Here is a 14708-nt window from a genome sequence, read left to right as displayed (position 1 = left end):
TTAGCGACTAAGCTTGTCCCCATGGATGACTCAGACTACCTGCGCCTGCTTACCATCCAGGCCGAGCAAGCCAATGCGTTCCTGTCCAATGCCCGCAAATGGGAGCGTGAGCGTTGGGTGTGCCAGCGCCTGCTGCAAGGCTTGAACATCCCCTACCGCAGCGAAGACTTCACCCCGGCCGGGCAGGAGCCGCCGGATGTGCTGTTCCGCGACGCGGCGTTCGAGGTGTTTTTCGTGCTCGACGAGGGCCGCCGGCTCAACGACGAGTGGCGCGAGGAACTGCAACGCCGGCGCAGCGCGTTTTCCCTGGCCCAGCTGGTGCGCCGCGAGCAGCGGCCCCGGCGCATCAGTGCCCAGGAGCTGCTCGGGCGCCTGGCGCCGACCTTGCGCAAGAAGTCGCACAACTACCGCGAGCGCGGGCTCGACCTGGGCGAGCTGGACATCATCGCCTTCGCCAGCCTCAAGCGCGAGGTGCTCGACCTCAACAGCCATTTCCCACCGCCCACCGAGTACCTGCGCCAGGGCTGGCGGTCGTTGTCGCTGGTGGGGCCGACCTTTGCCCGGGTGCTGTTCGCCCACCCGGATGCGCCGGACTTTCTACGCGGCAACCTGGGGCGCAGCATCGTGTTCGACGTTGGCATCAGTCTTTGATCCAGTGCCGGGTGTCTTTGCGATCACGTACACTCGGCGCCAGGGATAGAAAGCATTATCATTCGATCCATGCGTTTGCGTGGCCGCTGTGGCGTACACGCAGTCACGAACGTCTATCTGACGAGGCCCACCATGACCAGCCGCCTGAATCCTGAAGATCAGCGTCGCGTCGATGAGTATCTGAGCGCCCCCCAGCATCAAGTCGAGCGCCGGCCCTTCCGGCCATGGCTGCTCCTGTTGCTGGTGGTGGCCGTGACCATCGGTCTGGGCCTGTTGAGCCGCCTGCTGAGTGGACTGGTGCTATGAGCTGCCTTGCGCTCGCCCACCCCTCGTGCCGGATGCTGCCGGGCCTTGTGCCCACGAATTCCGTAAAACTTGTGAGATATCCCCATGACTCATCGCATCGTGATTGTCGGCGGCGGCGCCGGCGGCCTGGAACTGGCGACCCGCCTGGGTAAAAGCCTGGGCAAGCGCAAACAGGCCGAGATCACCCTGGTTGATGCCAACCTGACGCACATCTGGAAGCCGCTGCTGCACGAAGTGGCAGCCGGCTCGCTGAACTCCTCGGAAGACGAACTGAACTACGTGGCCCAGGCCAAGTGGAACCACTTCAACTTCCAGATGGGTCGCATGAGCGGCCTGGACCGCGAAGGCAAACAGATCCAGCTGGCCGCGACCCTCGACGACGAGGGCCACGAGCTGCTGCCTGCGCGCACCCTCGGCTACGACACCCTGGTGATCGCCGTGGGCAGCAACACCAACGACTTCGGCACCCTGGGCGCGGCGCAGCACTGCCTGTTCCTCGACAGCCGCAAGCAGGCCGAGCGCTTCCATCAGCAGTTGCTCAACCACTACCTGCGTGCCCACGCGGGCGACGTGGCCAGCGAGCAGATCAGCGTGGCCATCGTCGGCGCTGGCGCCACCGGCGTGGAGCTGGCGGCCGAGCTGCACAACGCGGCGCACGAGCTGGCAGCCTATGGCCTGGACAAGATCCAGCCCAAAGACATGCACATCACTATCATCGAAGCGGGCCCGCGGGTGTTGCCGGCACTGCCGGAGCGCATCAGCGTGCCGGTGCACAAGACCCTGGAAAAGCTCGGGGTGACGGTGATGACCAACGCCGCGGTCAGCGAAGTGACAGCCGATGGCCTGAAGACCGCCTCGGGCGAAGTGATTCAAGCCAGCCTCAAGGTATGGGCGGCGGGCATTCGCGCGCCGGGCTTCCTCAAGGACATCGATGGCCTGGAGACCAACCGCATCAACCAGCTGGTGGTGCGCCCAACCTTGCAGACCACCCTGGACGACAACATCTTCGCCTTCGGCGACTGCGCCGCCTGCCCGCAGCCGGGCAGCGACCGCAACGTGCCGCCACGGGCCCAGGCCGCGCACCAGCAGGCGTCCTTGCTGGCCAAGAGCCTGAAGGCGCGCCTGGAGAACAAGGCGCTGCCGAGCTACGAGTACAAGGACTACGGCTCGCTGGTGTCGCTGTCGCGGTTCTCGGCGGTGGGTAACCTGATGGGTAACCTGATGGGCAGCGTGAAGCTGGAGGGCTGGTTGGCGCGGATGTTCTATGTGTCGCTGTACCGCATGCACCAGATGGCGCTGTATGGGTTCTTCCGCACGGCGATGATGATGCTGGGTAGCAAGATTGGCCGGGGGACCGAGCCGCGTCTGAAGCTGCACTGAGATCTTGAGATCCTGGGGCTGCTGCGCAGCCCTTTCGCGACACAAGGCCGCTCCTACAGGGGGATGCGATCGCCTGTAGGAGCGGCCTTGTGTCGCGATAGGGCCGCAAAGCGGCCCCAGCCATTCAACGGACCACGCGATACGTGCTCTGCACGAACCCACTCTCGTAGCTGGTCGTCCTCATGTGCTGCAACGGCACATCCTTCGCCAAATCACCGAACAACGGTATCCCCTGCCCCAGCAGCACGGGAATGCGGGTGATGGTCAGCTCGTCCACCAACCCCTCGCGCAAGAACCCCTGAATCAGCCCCTACAGACGATCGCGTCCCCCTGTAGGAGCGGCCTTGTGTCGCGATAGGGCCGCAAAGCGGCCCCAGCCATTCAACGGACCACGCGATACGTGCTCTGCACGAACCCACTCGCGTAGCTGGTCGTCCTCATGTGCTGCAACGGCACATCCTTCGCCAAATCACCGAACAACGGTATCCCCTGCCCCAGCAGCACGGGAATGCGGGTGATGGTCAGCTCGTCCACCAACCCCTCACGCAAGAACCCCTGAATCAGCTTGCCGCCATCCAGGTACAGGCTCTTCGCGCCCGTGGCCTGCAGGTGCTCGAGCAACACCGGGATCGGCCCCGGGTGCAACTCGACGCGCTCTGGCACACCCCTGGGCAGCGCCTCGAGGGTACTGCTGACCACCACCACCCGCGTATCCGGATACGGCCACTCGCCAAAGGTCATGACCTTGTCGAAAGTCCCGCGCCCCATTACCAGCGTATCGACACCCGCCATGAACCCGGCGTAGCCATGGTCGTCAGCAGACTGGGTGGCGCCCATCAACCAATCGAGGCCGCCATCTTCACGGGCGATGTAGCCATCCAGGCTGGTGGCGATGAAAACACGGGCTTTGAGTGGCATGCACGGGCGCTCCTGCGGGCAGAGGCCACAGGGTAGCAAAGGGCGGGGAGATAAATCGCGGGCAAAAGAAAAAGGGCATCTCAGTCGAGATGCCCTTTTTACATGGTGGGTCGTGTAGGATTCGAACCTACGACCAATTGGTTAAAAGCCAACTGCTCTACCAACTGAGCTAACGACCCGGAAAATGGTCGGGGTGAGGGGATTCGAACTCCTGACATCCTGCTCCCAAAGCAGGCGCGCTACCGGACTGCGCTACACCCCGAGATTGGCTCCGCGACCTGGACTCGAACCAGGGACCCAATGATTAACAGTCATTTGCTCTACCGACTGAGCTATCGCGGAACTGAACTTCGGTACATCTTTACTGCTTCGAAGTCTGTGTTAGCTTCGAACTCTTTAGCTGCTTCGCTTTCGCGTTGTCGCTGCTGAGGCCGGCTATTCTACATTCTTCGTTTTGCTTGTCAACCACTTTTTTTCGTTCAACTTACTGATTTGTAAGTTGTTTTGCGATCTCCGATGTTGCTGGTGATTCGCTCAGTGCCTGACAGCGGGGCGAATATTAGGGGCACTCCGAATTTTGTGCAAGCACTTTTTTCAAAATTTTCAGCAAGTTAGCTTGGAAGCCGGAAAATCAGGGGTTTGCGCTGCCTGCCCCGTGATAGCGTCGGGACAACCCACATAAAAAAGCCCCGCTTTCGCGGGGCTCTTCAACGACCGCCGTGATCAGGCGAAGACGATTTCCTCGCCCTGCACCTTCGCAGTGATCGCCGCGCCAGGCAGGAACTCGCCAGACAGTATCAACTGCGCCAGCGGGTTCTCGATCCAACGCTGGATCGCGCGCTTGAGTGGCCGTGCGCCGTACACCGGGTCGTAACCGACGGCGATCAGCTTGTCCAACGCCTCCGGGCTCAGGCTCAGGCTCAACTCGCGCTCGGCCAGGCGACCCCGCAGGCGACCCAGCTGGATCTCGGTGATGCCGGCGATCTGCTCGCGGCCCAGCGGCTCGAACACCACCACTTCGTCGATGCGGTTGATGAACTCCGGCCGGAAGTGCGCGCCCACCGCGTCCATCACCGCCGCACGCTGTGCCTCGCGGTCACCGGCCAGTTCCTGGATCTGCGCCGAGCCCAGGTTGGAGGTCATCACGATCACGGTGTTGCGAAAGTCCACGGTGCGGCCATGGCTGTCGGTCAGGCGGCCGTCTTCCAGCACCTGCAGCAACACGTTGAACACATCCGGGTGGGCTTTCTCCACCTCGTCGAGCAGCACCACCGAGTACGGCTTGCGGCGCACGGCCTCGGTCAGGTAGCCCCCCTCCTCATAGCCCACATAGCCTGGCGGGGCGCCGATCAGGCGAGCCACGGAGTGTTTCTCCATGAACTCGGACATGTCGATGCGCACCATGGCCTCTTCGGTGTCGAACAGGAACTCGGCCAGCGCCTTGCACAGCTCGGTCTTGCCCACCCCGGTGGGCCCGAGGAACAGGAACGAGCCGCTCGGGCGGTTCGGGTCGGACAGCCCGGCGCGGGAACGGCGCACGGCGTTGGCCACGGCGGTCACCGCTTCGTCCTGGCCAATCACCCGCTCATGCAGCAGGCTTTCCATCTTCAGCAGCTTCTCGCGCTCGCCTTCGAGCATCTTGGCCACCGGGATGCCGGTCCACTTGGACACCACTTCGGCGATTTCTTCCTCGGTCACCTTGTTGCGCAGCAACTGGTTCTCGCTCTTGCCATGCTGGTCGACCATCTGCAGGCTGCGCTCCAGGTCCGGGATCACCCCGTACTGCAGCTCGGCCATGCGGCTGAGGTCACCCTTGCGGCGGGCGGCTTCCAGTTCCTGGCGGGCCTGCTCGATCTTCTGCTGGATCTGCGCCGAGCCTTGTACCTCGGCTTTTTCCGAGGCCCAGATTTCTTCGAGGTCGGAATACTCGCGCTCCAGGCGCTCGATTTCCTCGGTGAGTTTTTCCAGGCGCTTCTTCGCCGCTTCGTCTTCTTCCTTCTTCAGCGCCTGGGATTCCACCTTCAGCTGGATCAGGCGACGGTCGAGGCGGTCGAGCACCTCGGGCTTGGAATCGATCTCCATGCGGATGCGGCTGGCGGCTTCGTCGATCAGGTCGATGGCCTTGTCCGGCAGCTGGCGGTCAGTGATGTAGCGGTGGCTGAGCTTGGCCGCGGCGATGATCGCACCGTCGGTGATGGCCACCTTGTGGTGCACTTCATAGCGTTCTTTCAGGCCGCGCAGGATGGCGATGGTGTCTTCCTCGCTCGGCTCCTCGACCAGCACCTTCTGGAAGCGGCGCTCCAGGGCTGCGTCCTTCTCGATGAACTGGCGGTATTCGTTGAGCGTGGTGGCGCCGACACAGTGCAGCTCGCCACGGGCCAGGGCCGGCTTGAGCATGTTGCCAGCGTCCATGGCGCCCTCGCCCTTGCCGGCGCCGACCATGGTGTGCAGTTCGTCGATGAACAGGATGATCTGGCCTTCCTGCTTGCTCAGCTCGTTGAGCAGGCCTTTGAGGCGCTCTTCGAACTCACCGCGGTACTTGGCGCCGGCGATCAGCGCACCCATGTCCAGGGCCAGCAGGCGCTTGCCTTTGAGGCCATCGGGCACTTCGCCGTTGATGATGCGCTGGGCCAGGCCTTCGGCGATGGCGGTCTTGCCCACGCCAGGCTCGCCGATCAGCACCGGGTTGTTCTTGGTACGGCGCTGCAGCACCTGCACGGTGCGGCGGATCTCGTCGTCACGGCCAATCACCGGGTCGAGCTTGCCTTCCTCGGCGCGCTTGGTCAGGTCGACGGTGTACTTGTCCAGGGCCTGGCGCGATTCCTCGGCGTTGGCGTCGTTCACCGCCGCGCCGCCGCGCAGGTTGTTGATGGCGTTCTCCAGGGCCTTCTTGCTCACGCCCTGGCCGAGCAGCAGCTTGCCGACCTTGCTGTTCTCGTCCATGGCGGCGAGCAGCACCAGCTCGCTGGAGATGAACTGGTCGCCCTTCTGCTGGGCCAGGCGATCGGCCTGGTTGAGCAGGCGCGCCAGGTCCTGGGACATGTTCACATCGCCCGTGGGGTTCTGGATTTTCGGCAGTTGGTCGAGCTCTTTGGTCAACGCCTTGCGCAGGCTGTTGACGTCGAAGCCGACCTGCATCAGCAGCGGCTTGATCGAGCCGCCCTGCTGGTCGATCAGCGCCTGCAACAGGTGCAGGGGCTCGATGGCCGGGTGGTCCATGCCCACGGCCAGGGATTGGGAATCGGATAACGCGAGTTGCAGCTTGCTGGTCAGTCGGTCTATTCGCATGGGGGATACCTTCCTGTAAAGGGCAGGCGGAGCGATGGACAGCACCTGTAATGAAGAACCTGCCTGAGATGACCAATAGATAAGGGTGATTCTGGAAGATTCAAGCGTAGCGGGGTTGACGCGGGTCAGCAGGCGGGGGGATGGCTGGGGGCTGCTTTGCAGCCCTTTCGCGACACAAGGCCGCTCCTACACGATTCCCTGTAGGAGCGGCCTTGTGTCGCGAAAGGGGCGCAAAGCGCCCCCAGCATCATTACGGCTGCAACCAGACCAGCGAAGCAAAGCGCCCACCCTGCGGGGTGCGCCGATAAGAGAAGAACCGCGCATCGCTGACCGTGCACAAGCCACCACCATAAACGGCAGTCACCCCACGCGCCGCCAGGCGAATCCGCGCCAGCTGGTAGATGTCGGCCATCAGCTTGCCAGGGCGCTCGCCGTCGACAAAGGCTGCGGCGGCCTCGGGATGCACGGCGGTAAAGGCATCGCGCACCTCCAGGCCCACCTCGAACGCCTGCGGCCCAATGGCCGGGCCCAGCCACACCAGCACCTCTTCAGGCGCCAGCGCCAAGCGCTCAAGGGTGGCTTCCAGCACGCCCCCGGCCAGCCCGCGCCAGCCGGCATGGGCGGCGGCCACGCGAGTACCGGCGCGGTCGCAGAACAGCGCAGGCAGGCAATCGGCGGTCATCACGGTGCAGGCAATACCGGGCTGGTCGGTCCAGCTGGCATCAGCCTCGGCCACCACGGCGGGATCGGCATCGGCCACCGCCAACCCGTGCACCTGCTTGAGCCAGGCGGGCTGGATGGCGAACTCGGCGCTGAGGCGACGGCGGTTCTCGGCGACCGCGATGGGGTCGTCGCCCACGTGGTCACCGAGATTGAAGGATGCGTAGGGCGGCAAGCTGACGCCGCCCTCGCGGGTGGTGACACAGGCGCGAACCGTGGCCGGGGCTGGCCAGTCGGGAAAGAGCAGCGCCTGGGTCAGGCCGTTCATCCGATAAAGCTCTCGCGGTCCTGGTCGAGCAGCGACAGCAGCCACTGGAAGTCATCCGGCAGCTCCGACTTCCACTCCATGCGCTCGCCGGTGGTCGGGTGGTCCAGCGCCAGGAAGCGCGCGTGCAGGGCCTGACGCGGGAAGTGCTTGACCGCCTCGACCATGGCCACGCTGGCTGCCGGCGGAATGCGGAAGCGCACGCCGTAGGTCTGGTCGCCGACCAGCGGATAACCGACATGGGCCATGTGCACGCGGATCTGGTGGGTGCGGCCGGTTTCCAGCTTGACCCGCACATGGGTGTGCGCCCGGAAGCGCTTGAGCACGCGGTAGTGGCTGACCGCCGGCTTGCCGCCCTCGGTCACCGCCATGCGCTGGCGCTCGCCGCCGTGGCGGCCGATCGGGGCGTCGATCTTGCCGCCGGCGATCACCACGCCCACCACGATGCATTCATAAACGCGGCTGACCGAGCGCTTTTGCAACTGGTCGACCAGGTTGGTCTGGGCCTGCAGGGTCTTGGCCACCACCATCAGGCCGGTGGTGTCCTTGTCCAGGCGGTGCACGATACCGGCGCGCGGTACGTTGACGATGTCCGGCACATGGTGCAGCAGGGCATTGAGCAGGGTGCCATCGGGGTGGCCAGCCGCCGGGTGGACCACCAGCCCGGCGGGCTTGTTGATCACCAGGATCTGGTCGTCTTCATAGACGATGTCCAGCTCGATGTCCTGAGCCACCCATTCGCCCTGGGCCTCCTGCTCGGCCTCGAGGGCCAGGATGGAGCCACTGTGGACGGTGTCGCGCGGTCGCAGCACCGCGCCATCGACGGTCAGGCGGCCATCTTTGATCCACGAGGACAGGCGCGAACGCGAGTACTCGGCGAACAATTGGGCGGCGACCTGGTCGAGGCGTTGGCCGCCCAGTTCGGACGGGACCTCTGCGCTAAGTTGAATGATCTCGGACATGCTCGAATCGACGGGCGTTCAGCCTTTGGTTTCGGCTGCGCGCTTGTGGTTAAATACGGCTTCTTTTGCCCCGGGGTTTGGCCGGGGGCGCTCATCATAACAGGACGGCACCGCCCAAGACAGCGGCCGTCAAAGGGACGCAAGCCGCCATGCAAGTGAAACACCTGCTGCTGATCGCCATCCTCGGGCTCACCGCGGCCTGTTCCTCCAACAAGGAAGTCATTGACGAGAACCTCAGCGAAGCCGAGCTGTATCAACAAGCTCAGGCCGACCTGGACAACTCCAGCTACACCAGCGCCGTGAACAAGCTCAAGGCCCTGGAGTCGCGCTATCCGTTCGGCCGCTACGCCGACCAGGCGCAGCTCGAGCTGATCTACGCCAACTACAAGAACTCCGAGCCAGAGGCCGCCAAGTCGGCTGCCGAGCGCTTCATCCGCCTGCATCCGCAGCACCCGAACGTCGACTACGCCTACTACCTCAAGGGCCTGACCTCGTTCGACCAGGACCGCGGCCTGCTGGCGCGCTTCCTGCCGCTGGACATGACCAAGCGTGACCCGGGCGCCGCCCGCGACTCGTACAACGAGTTCGCCCAGCTGACCAGCCGCTTCCCCAACAGCCGTTACTCGCCGGACGCCAAGCAGCGCATGATCTACCTGCGCAACCTGCTGGCCTCCTACGAGATCCACGTGGCCAACTACTACCTGAGCCGCGAAGCCTATGTCGCCGCCGCCAACCGTGGCCGCTACGTGGTGGAGAACTTCCAGGAAACCCCGTCGGTGGGTGACGGCCTGGCGGTGATGGTCGAGTCGTACCAGCGCATGCACCTGGACGAACTGGCCGCCACCAGCCTCGAGACCCTGCAACTCAACTACCCGGACCACCCGAGCCTGGTCGACGGCCAGTTCGTCACCAAGGTGGACGAAAACGGCAACCGCTCCTGGCTGTCCAAGGCCACCCTGGGCCTGATCGAGACCAAGACCCCGCTGCCGCCAGGCGAGACCCGCGCCAACCAGGACGTGGTCAAGCAGTTCCAGGATGCCCGTTCGGAGATCCCGCAAGAGCTGCTGCCCAAGGACGAGAACGGCGATGTGATCCTGCCGGAAGGTCCGAAGGAAGCCGAGAAGGACCGCTCCTGGTTCAGCTACATGACCTTCGGTCTGTTCGACTGAGCCACGCGCAAGCGAAACAAAGGGAGGCCTGAGGCCTCCCTTTTTTGTTGGCCGCGCCCTAGACTGTCGCCTTCTTCATTCGACAAGCTGGACACCATGGTTCGCCTACTTTTCTGGATCGCCCTGATCGCTGCCGCGTTCTGGCTGTGGCGCAAGTTCAAGAGCAGTCAGCAGTCGCCGGCCGAGCCCCGGCTGCAAGACCCGCTGAAGATGGTGCGCTGCGCCCATTGCGGCGTGCACCTGCCCAACGACCGGGCGTTGCAGCTGGGCAAGGAGTGGTATTGCAGCCAGCAGCATCTGGAACAAGGGCCAGGCCAGCAACGCTAACCAACGCGCCTTACACGATCCGTGTAGGAGCGGCCTTGTGTCGCGAAAGGGCCGCTAGGCGGCCCCGGCGATCTTTGCGTCAACAATGAAATCCTGGGGCTGCTACGCAGCCCTTTCCGACCGGCCCGACGCCTCGGCAAGGCCGCTCCTACAGTGGTTACGCGCTCAGCTCAACCGCCCCGCAGGGGCATACGGCGCCGGATCAATGATCGGCTCGCGCCCCAGCAGCAAATCACCAAACAGCTGGCACGACGCCGGCGCCAGCACCAGCCCGTTGCGGTAATGCCCGCAGTTCAGCCATAGCCCTTCATGCCCCGGCACCGCGCCGATATACGGGATACCTTCGGGCGAGCCAGGGCGCAAACCAGCCCAGTGCCCCACCACCTCGGCCTCCGCCAGGGCCGGCAGCAACTCCACCGCCGAGGCCTTCAGACTCTCCAATGCATCCCCGGTCGGGGTCTTGTCGTAGCCGGCATGCTCCAGCGTGCTGCCCACCAGGATATGCCCGTCGCGGCGCGGGATCGCGTAGCGCCCCTTGGCCAGGACCATGCTCGGCAAGAAGTCCTCGGCGCACTTGAACAGGATCATCTGCCCCTTCACCGGCTCCACCGGCAGCGTCAGCCCGAGGGTCTGCAGCAGGTCGCCGCTCCAGGCTCCGGCGCTGAGCACCACATCGTCAGCGGCGATCACACCGTCCTCGGTCTGCACACCGGTAACGCGGCTACCGTCCTGGACGAACCCGGTGATCTGGCAATGCTCGCGCAGGGTCACGTTTGGCAACGCCTCTAGCGCGGCCTTCAGCGACTTCACCAGCCGCGGGTTGCGCACGTTGGCCACGCCCGCCATGTAGATGGCATGGCGGTAACCCGGGCCAAGCACCGGCACCGCGTCGTAGGCCGCCGAGATATCCACCGCGCTGAGCGGGCGATGCTCGCGCGCGGCCCAGGCCAAGGCCTCGGCTTCGTCGTCCAGGTCGAGCCAGTACAACCCGGTGGTATGAACCTCGGGGTCGACCCCGGTGCTGGCGAACAAACGCTCGCCCAGCTGTGGATAAAAATCCTGCGACCAGTGCGCCAGCGCGGTCACCGCTGGGCTGTAGCGCCATGGGTACAGCGGCGAGACGATGCCGCCCCCGGCCCAGGACGACTCCCGGCCCACCTCGCCCTGGTCGCACACCACCACCTGGTCGACCTCTGCCGCCAGGTTGAACGCTGTCAGCAGGCCAATTACCCCACCACCGACAATCACTACTTGCTTGCTCATGGTTCGATCCAACACCTGAAGAAATTCCACGGTGCCCAGGCACCCAATGCGCTTCAGCTCCCCCAGCAGGTTTCAGTACCTTCGCTGCCGCCCGGATTGTCACGCACGCCGGCCTGATCGAGGCGAAAATCGCCACAGGAGTCGTGCGCCATCAACGCACCGGGCACACGTCGGGCAAGCAGCGTGAAGGCCTCTGCGTCACGTTGGGCGTGCAGCTGGTAGTAACGGCTGCCCGGCGGCAGCAGCGTCTGCAACTGCTCGCTATCGGCATAGCCACCGGCGTGCGCGCGGTGTTGTTCCAGGCGCAACGCGGCGTCGTGCAGCAGGCCGACCACCTCGCTGCGCGCGGCGCGGCGCAGCTGGTCGCTGTAACTGGGGTAGGCAATGGCTGCCAGCATGCCGATCAGCGCCACGACAATCAATAATTCGATCAGACCAAGGCCGCGCTGCATGTCAGCCTTCCTCCAGGCGTTGGCGCCAGCTGACCCGCCGCACCTGGGCCTGGTCGTCCAACGCATACACCGCCTCCAGGTACTGCCGGCCGCGCGCCTCGCGGCCCAGCGCCGTTACCCGCACCAGGCTCACCTGTTCGCCAACGGGCAGGCCAGCGGCGCGGCTGGTGGTCCCCAGTGCCTGCAACAGCACGAAGCCGCTCTCGGTGGCTTGCCAAGGCTCACCAGGCCTGGCAGTGGGTAGGTCCGGCGGCAGGCACGGCCCGCATTCGCTCGCCAGCCCCGCATCGAGCAATGCCGCGCCCTCCACCAGGCTCGCTTCGGCCAGCTCGAACGCCTGGGCACGCCGCACTTGCTCGCCCACCTGCCGCGCCTGCTGCAAGGCATCGCGCATGCCCAGCGCCGCCAACAGGCCGAGCAGCAGGCTGAGGTTCAACGCCAGCAGCAGCACCACGCCACGCTGGCGGCTCACGCGCCATCACCGGGGTTGCGCAGCGCCACGCTCAGCGCGTGACGCTGCTGCAGTTGATGATCACGGTCGTGCATGAGCAGTTCGATATCCACACGGTCCTCGACCCGCTGCACCTGCATGGCCCGCACATTGTCGATCAGCGCGGCATGCTGGGCGTTGCTGGTGAACAGCAGGCTGCCGTTGCGCACCCGGTAGCTCACCCGGCGCACCGGCAGGGCCAGCATGGTATCGCCCGGCACATGCTGGCCCCGCTGGACCCGCGCCCAGCTGCGACAGTCGCTGAGCACGGTCCAGTCCGGCGCGCCGAGCAGGCCCGGCAGCTCGGCGCCCACCAGCGTCAGGCTGTCGCCAGAGGCCTCGATGGGCCTGGCGAACGCTTGGACGGCTGCGGGGTCGGCGAAGTCTGCCGGCGCCAGCCGCAGGCAGCCGAACATCCCGGCCATGCGGATATCCTCGGCCATGCGTTGCAGGGCCAGGCGCGCATCGTCCTGCAAGCGCGCCGCCGCGCCTTGCAGGCGCCAGGCCTGGTAGGCCTGGACGAACACCTGGCCCGCCGCCGCCAGCAGCAAAACGCCCAGTGCCACGGCCAGCAACACCTCGATCAGGCCAAAGGCGCGTTGCCCACGCTTCATGGCAACACCCGGCCCTGTAGCTGCAACGCCGGCCGCCGATCCGCCATGCCGGGCCAGTGCACCTCCAGCGCCAGCATGCCGGGCGCGCGCCGCACCCGCCCTTGCGCCGAAGCGCCCAAGGCCTGCGTGACCCGTGCCCGCCAGGCGCCCTCCTCGCCTGCATCGAGCGCGCCACGTGCCCTCACCTGCTCGAGCATGCCCTGGGCCAGTTGCAAGGCCAGGCCATCGCGCCTGGCGCTGTCGGCAGCCTGCATGCCGCGTACCTGCAAGGCCGCCGCGGCGAATACACCCAGCGCCAGCACGGTCATGGCCAGCAGCACCTCCAGCAACGTCATCCCGCCTTCCTTCGCCTGCATCCTCACCCTCCTGGGACCTTTCCTCGCGCCCTGCCCGAAGCGGCTGACTGGCGCCCTGCGCGGCCAAGCCGGAAGCTATAGCGAAGCACTTCCAGGGAGGAATGCACGGTGAAGCAACAAGGCGTAACACTGCTACAAATGATGTGCGCGCTGGCCATTGGCAGCCTGCTGACGCACCTGGGTATCACGGCCTACAACCGGCTCGGCGAAACCCTGCAACTAGCCGCCGTGGCCCGGGACCTGGCGCAAACGCTGCGCGCCGCGCGCAACCAGGCCGCGCTGCAGCAACAGGCGCTGACGGTACATCCACTGGAGGGTGACTGGGGCAAGGGCTGGCGGGTGATGCAGGAGCGCGACGGCCAATTGCTGCGCGAACATCGCCTGGCCAGGCCGGCGAGAGTGCTGGCGAGCTCTACCCGGGAGGTGCGCTTCAGTCGGCGGGGGGCGCCCGTGGGCGTCGGCTTCGTCGGGATCACGCTGGAGATCTGCCAGCGCAGCGGGCCGGGGAGCCAGCACCAGGTGGTGCTGGGCCCCAGTGGCCGGGTCAGCCTGCGCAGCGACGAGGGTCGCCGCTGTGCAGGAGACTGAGTCAGATCAGCGAGCGTACCCGCAGTTCCTTGGGCATGGAGAAGGTGATGTTCTCCTCGCGGCCATCGAGCTCTTCGGCGCCGGTCGCGCCCCAGGCCTTGAGTTGATCGATCACGCCACGCACCAGCACCTCGGGGGCCGAGGCCCCCGCGGTGATGCCGATCCGCTGTACGCCGTCGAACCAGCCGCGTTGCAGGTCCTCGGCGCCGTCGATCAGGTAGGCCGGGGTGCTCATGCGCTCGGCCAGCTCGCGCAGGCGGTTGGAGTTGGAGCTGTTGGGGCTGCCCACCACCAGCACCACGTCACACTCGTCGGCCAGTTGCTTGACGGCATCCTGGCGGTTCTGGGTGGCGTAGCAGATGTCGTCCTTGCGCGGGCCGCCGATGTTCGGGAAGCGTGCGCGCAGGGCGTCGATCACCCGGCTGGTATCGTCCATCGACAGCGTGGTCTGGGTGACGAAGGCCAGGTGGTCGGGGTCGTTCACCTGCAACTTGGCGACATCGTCCTCGTCCTCGACCAGGTAGATGGCGCCGCCGTTGCTGGCGTCGTATTGCCCCATGGTGCCTTCGACTTCCGGGTGCCCTTCGTGGCCGATGAGAATGGTCTCGCGGCCGTCGCGGCTGTACTTGGCCACTTCGATATGCACCTTGGTGACCAGCGGGCAGGTCGCGTCGAACACCTTCAGGCCACGCCCGGCGGCTTCCTGGCGCACCGCCTGGGACACGCCATGGGCGCTGAAGATGACGATGACGTCGTCCGGCACCTGGTCCAGCTCTTCGACGAACACCGCGCCACGGCTGCGCAGGTCTTCGACCACGAACTTGTTGTGCACCACTTCATGGCGCACATAGATCGGCGGGCCGAAGACTTCCAGGGCGCGGTTGACGATCTCGATCGCCCGGTCGACACCCGCGCAGAAGCCGCGCGGGTTGGCGAGTTTGATTTGCATGCTCGGCTCC

The 14708-nt window shown here is 65.5% G+C and carries 17 protein-coding genes and 3 tRNA genes; 6 read left to right on the top strand and 14 right to left on the bottom strand.

Features of this window, described 5'->3' with window-relative positions:
• Positions 1-21: 21 nt before the first annotated feature.
• From KSS95_RS06905 to KSS95_RS06895, 3 genes are all read left to right on the top strand, one after another.
• Positions 22-651, top strand: coding sequence for a DUF1780 domain-containing protein (locus KSS95_RS06905; RefSeq protein ID WP_186662695.1), 630 nt, complete (start codon positions 22-24; stop codon positions 649-651).
• Positions 652-783: 132 nt separating this feature from the next.
• Entirely contained in the window at positions 784-957 is a 174-nt protein-coding gene (locus tag KSS95_RS06900) for a DUF3094 family protein (protein WP_023631877.1), read from the top strand.
• 84 nt (positions 958-1041) lie between these two features.
• A complete protein-coding gene (locus KSS95_RS06895; protein ID WP_217852756.1) occupies positions 1042-2337 on the top strand; it encodes an NAD(P)/FAD-dependent oxidoreductase in 1296 nt (431 codons plus the stop codon).
• Between the two features lie 124 nt (positions 2338-2461).
• On the opposite strand, the gene KSS95_RS06890 is transcribed toward KSS95_RS06895, so the two are convergent.
• From KSS95_RS06890 to rluD, 8 genes are all read right to left on the bottom strand, one after another.
• Entirely contained in the window at positions 2462-2641 is a 180-nt protein-coding gene (locus KSS95_RS06890; RefSeq protein ID WP_263974810.1) for a dihydrofolate reductase family protein, read from the bottom strand.
• 77 nt (positions 2642-2718) lie between these two features.
• Entirely contained in the window at positions 2719-3255 is a 537-nt protein-coding gene (locus KSS95_RS06885; RefSeq protein ID WP_217852754.1) for a dihydrofolate reductase family protein, read from the bottom strand.
• A gap of 103 nt (positions 3256-3358) precedes the next feature.
• Positions 3359-3434: transfer RNA gene (locus KSS95_RS06880), tRNA-Lys, on the bottom strand.
• Between the two features lie 6 nt (positions 3435-3440).
• Positions 3441-3517: transfer RNA gene (locus KSS95_RS06875), tRNA-Pro, on the bottom strand.
• A 4-nt stretch (positions 3518-3521) separates the two neighbouring features.
• A tRNA-Asn gene (locus tag KSS95_RS06870) sits at positions 3522-3597 on the bottom strand.
• A 381-nt stretch (positions 3598-3978) separates the two neighbouring features.
• On the bottom strand, positions 3979-6543 hold the full coding sequence (gene clpB, locus KSS95_RS06865) for an ATP-dependent chaperone ClpB (protein ID WP_217852752.1): 2565 nt from the start codon (positions 6541-6543) through the stop codon (positions 3979-3981).
• 250 nt (positions 6544-6793) lie between these two features.
• Entirely contained in the window at positions 6794-7531 is a 738-nt protein-coding gene (gene pgeF, locus KSS95_RS06860; RefSeq protein WP_217852750.1) for a peptidoglycan editing factor PgeF, read from the bottom strand.
• Complete coding sequence (gene rluD / locus KSS95_RS06855) at positions 7528-8490, bottom strand: 23S rRNA pseudouridine(1911/1915/1917) synthase RluD (RefSeq protein ID WP_217852748.1); 963 nt, start codon at positions 8488-8490, stop codon at positions 7528-7530. Before rluD ends, pgeF begins: the two co-directional genes overlap by 4 nt.
• A 149-nt stretch (positions 8491-8639) precedes the next feature.
• On the opposite strand from rluD, the gene KSS95_RS06850 reads away from it, so the two are divergent.
• The gene (locus KSS95_RS06850; RefSeq protein WP_217852746.1) at positions 8640-9659 is read left to right on the top strand and encodes an outer membrane protein assembly factor BamD; all 1020 of its coding nucleotides are present in this window, start codon (positions 8640-8642) and stop codon (positions 9657-9659) included.
• A gap of 96 nt (positions 9660-9755) precedes the next feature.
• Positions 9756-9986: a PP0621 family protein gene (locus KSS95_RS06845; RefSeq protein WP_217852745.1), complete on the top strand. Its 231-nt coding sequence runs from the start codon at positions 9756-9758 to the stop codon at positions 9984-9986.
• Positions 9987-10151: 165 nt separating this feature from the next.
• On the opposite strand, the gene thiO is transcribed toward KSS95_RS06845, so the two are convergent.
• The 5 genes from thiO to pilV are packed head-to-tail and all read right to left on the bottom strand — an operon-like array spanning position 10152 to position 13161.
• Positions 10152-11249, bottom strand: coding sequence for a glycine oxidase ThiO (thiO, locus tag KSS95_RS06840; protein ID WP_217852743.1), 1098 nt, complete (start codon positions 11247-11249; stop codon positions 10152-10154).
• Between the two features lie 53 nt (positions 11250-11302).
• Positions 11303-11701, bottom strand: coding sequence for a type IV pilin protein (locus KSS95_RS06835; RefSeq protein WP_217852741.1), 399 nt, complete (start codon positions 11699-11701; stop codon positions 11303-11305).
• Between the two features lies 1 nt (position 11702).
• A complete protein-coding gene (locus KSS95_RS06830) occupies positions 11703-12173 on the bottom strand; it encodes a hypothetical protein (RefSeq protein ID WP_217852739.1) in 471 nt (156 codons plus the stop codon).
• Entirely contained in the window at positions 12170-12805 is a 636-nt protein-coding gene (locus KSS95_RS06825) for a PilW family protein (RefSeq protein ID WP_217852737.1), read from the bottom strand. The genes KSS95_RS06830 and KSS95_RS06825 overlap by 4 nt, the downstream gene beginning before the upstream one ends.
• Positions 12802-13161: a type IV pilus modification protein PilV gene (gene pilV / locus KSS95_RS24620; protein WP_217852735.1), complete on the bottom strand. Its 360-nt coding sequence runs from the start codon at positions 13159-13161 to the stop codon at positions 12802-12804. Before pilV ends, KSS95_RS06825 begins: the two co-directional genes overlap by 4 nt.
• A gap of 108 nt (positions 13162-13269) precedes the next feature.
• On the opposite strand from pilV, the gene KSS95_RS06815 reads away from it, so the two are divergent.
• Positions 13270-13749: a GspH/FimT family pseudopilin gene (locus KSS95_RS06815; RefSeq protein WP_225935564.1), complete on the top strand. Its 480-nt coding sequence runs from the start codon at positions 13270-13272 to the stop codon at positions 13747-13749.
• 1 nt (position 13750) lies between these two features.
• On the opposite strand, the gene ispH is transcribed toward KSS95_RS06815, so the two are convergent.
• On the bottom strand, positions 13751-14698 hold the full coding sequence (gene ispH, locus KSS95_RS06810; RefSeq protein ID WP_217852734.1) for a 4-hydroxy-3-methylbut-2-enyl diphosphate reductase: 948 nt from the start codon (positions 14696-14698) through the stop codon (positions 13751-13753).
• Positions 14699-14708: the final 10 nt, after the last annotated feature.

Origin of the sequence: Pseudomonas muyukensis (genome assembly GCF_019139535.1) — a bacterium.
Taxonomy (GTDB): Bacteria; Pseudomonadota; Gammaproteobacteria; order Pseudomonadales; family Pseudomonadaceae; genus Aquipseudomonas; species Aquipseudomonas muyukensis.
This window is presented reverse-complemented; position numbering and strand designations above follow the sequence as displayed.

What these genes read in the sequence shown, in the direction of transcription:
- clpB (WP_217852752.1), bottom strand. Translation starts at nt 6,543, where the DNA reads ATGCGAATAGACCGACTGACCAGCAAGCTGCAACTCGCGTTATCCGAT.
- thiO (WP_217852743.1), bottom strand. Translation starts at nt 11,249, where the DNA reads ATGAGCAAGCAAGTAGTGATTGTCGGTGGTGGGGTAATTGGCCTGCTG.
- KSS95_RS06850 (WP_217852746.1), top strand. Translation starts at nt 8,640, where the DNA reads ATGCAAGTGAAACACCTGCTGCTGATCGCCATCCTCGGGCTCACCGCG.
- KSS95_RS06835 (WP_217852741.1), bottom strand. Translation starts at nt 11,701, where the DNA reads ATGCAGCGCGGCCTTGGTCTGATCGAATTATTGATTGTCGTGGCGCTG.
- rluD (WP_217852748.1), bottom strand. Translation starts at nt 8,490, where the DNA reads ATGTCCGAGATCATTCAACTTAGCGCAGAGGTCCCGTCCGAACTGGGC.
- pgeF (WP_217852750.1), bottom strand. Translation starts at nt 7,531, where the DNA reads ATGAACGGCCTGACCCAGGCGCTGCTCTTTCCCGACTGGCCAGCCCCG.
- KSS95_RS06900 (WP_023631877.1), top strand. Translation starts at nt 784, where the DNA reads ATGACCAGCCGCCTGAATCCTGAAGATCAGCGTCGCGTCGATGAGTAT.
- KSS95_RS06895 (WP_217852756.1), top strand. Translation starts at nt 1,042, where the DNA reads ATGACTCATCGCATCGTGATTGTCGGCGGCGGCGCCGGCGGCCTGGAA.
- pilV (WP_217852735.1), bottom strand. Translation starts at nt 13,161, where the DNA reads ATGCAGGCGAAGGAAGGCGGGATGACGTTGCTGGAGGTGCTGCTGGCC.
- KSS95_RS06905 (WP_186662695.1), top strand. Translation starts at nt 22, where the DNA reads ATGGATGACTCAGACTACCTGCGCCTGCTTACCATCCAGGCCGAGCAA.
- ispH (WP_217852734.1), bottom strand. Translation starts at nt 14,698, where the DNA reads ATGCAAATCAAACTCGCCAACCCGCGCGGCTTCTGCGCGGGTGTCGAC.
- KSS95_RS06845 (WP_217852745.1), top strand. Translation starts at nt 9,756, where the DNA reads ATGGTTCGCCTACTTTTCTGGATCGCCCTGATCGCTGCCGCGTTCTGG.
- KSS95_RS06885 (WP_217852754.1), bottom strand. Translation starts at nt 3,255, where the DNA reads ATGCCACTCAAAGCCCGTGTTTTCATCGCCACCAGCCTGGATGGCTAC.
- KSS95_RS06825 (WP_217852737.1), bottom strand. Translation starts at nt 12,805, where the DNA reads ATGAAGCGTGGGCAACGCGCCTTTGGCCTGATCGAGGTGTTGCTGGCC.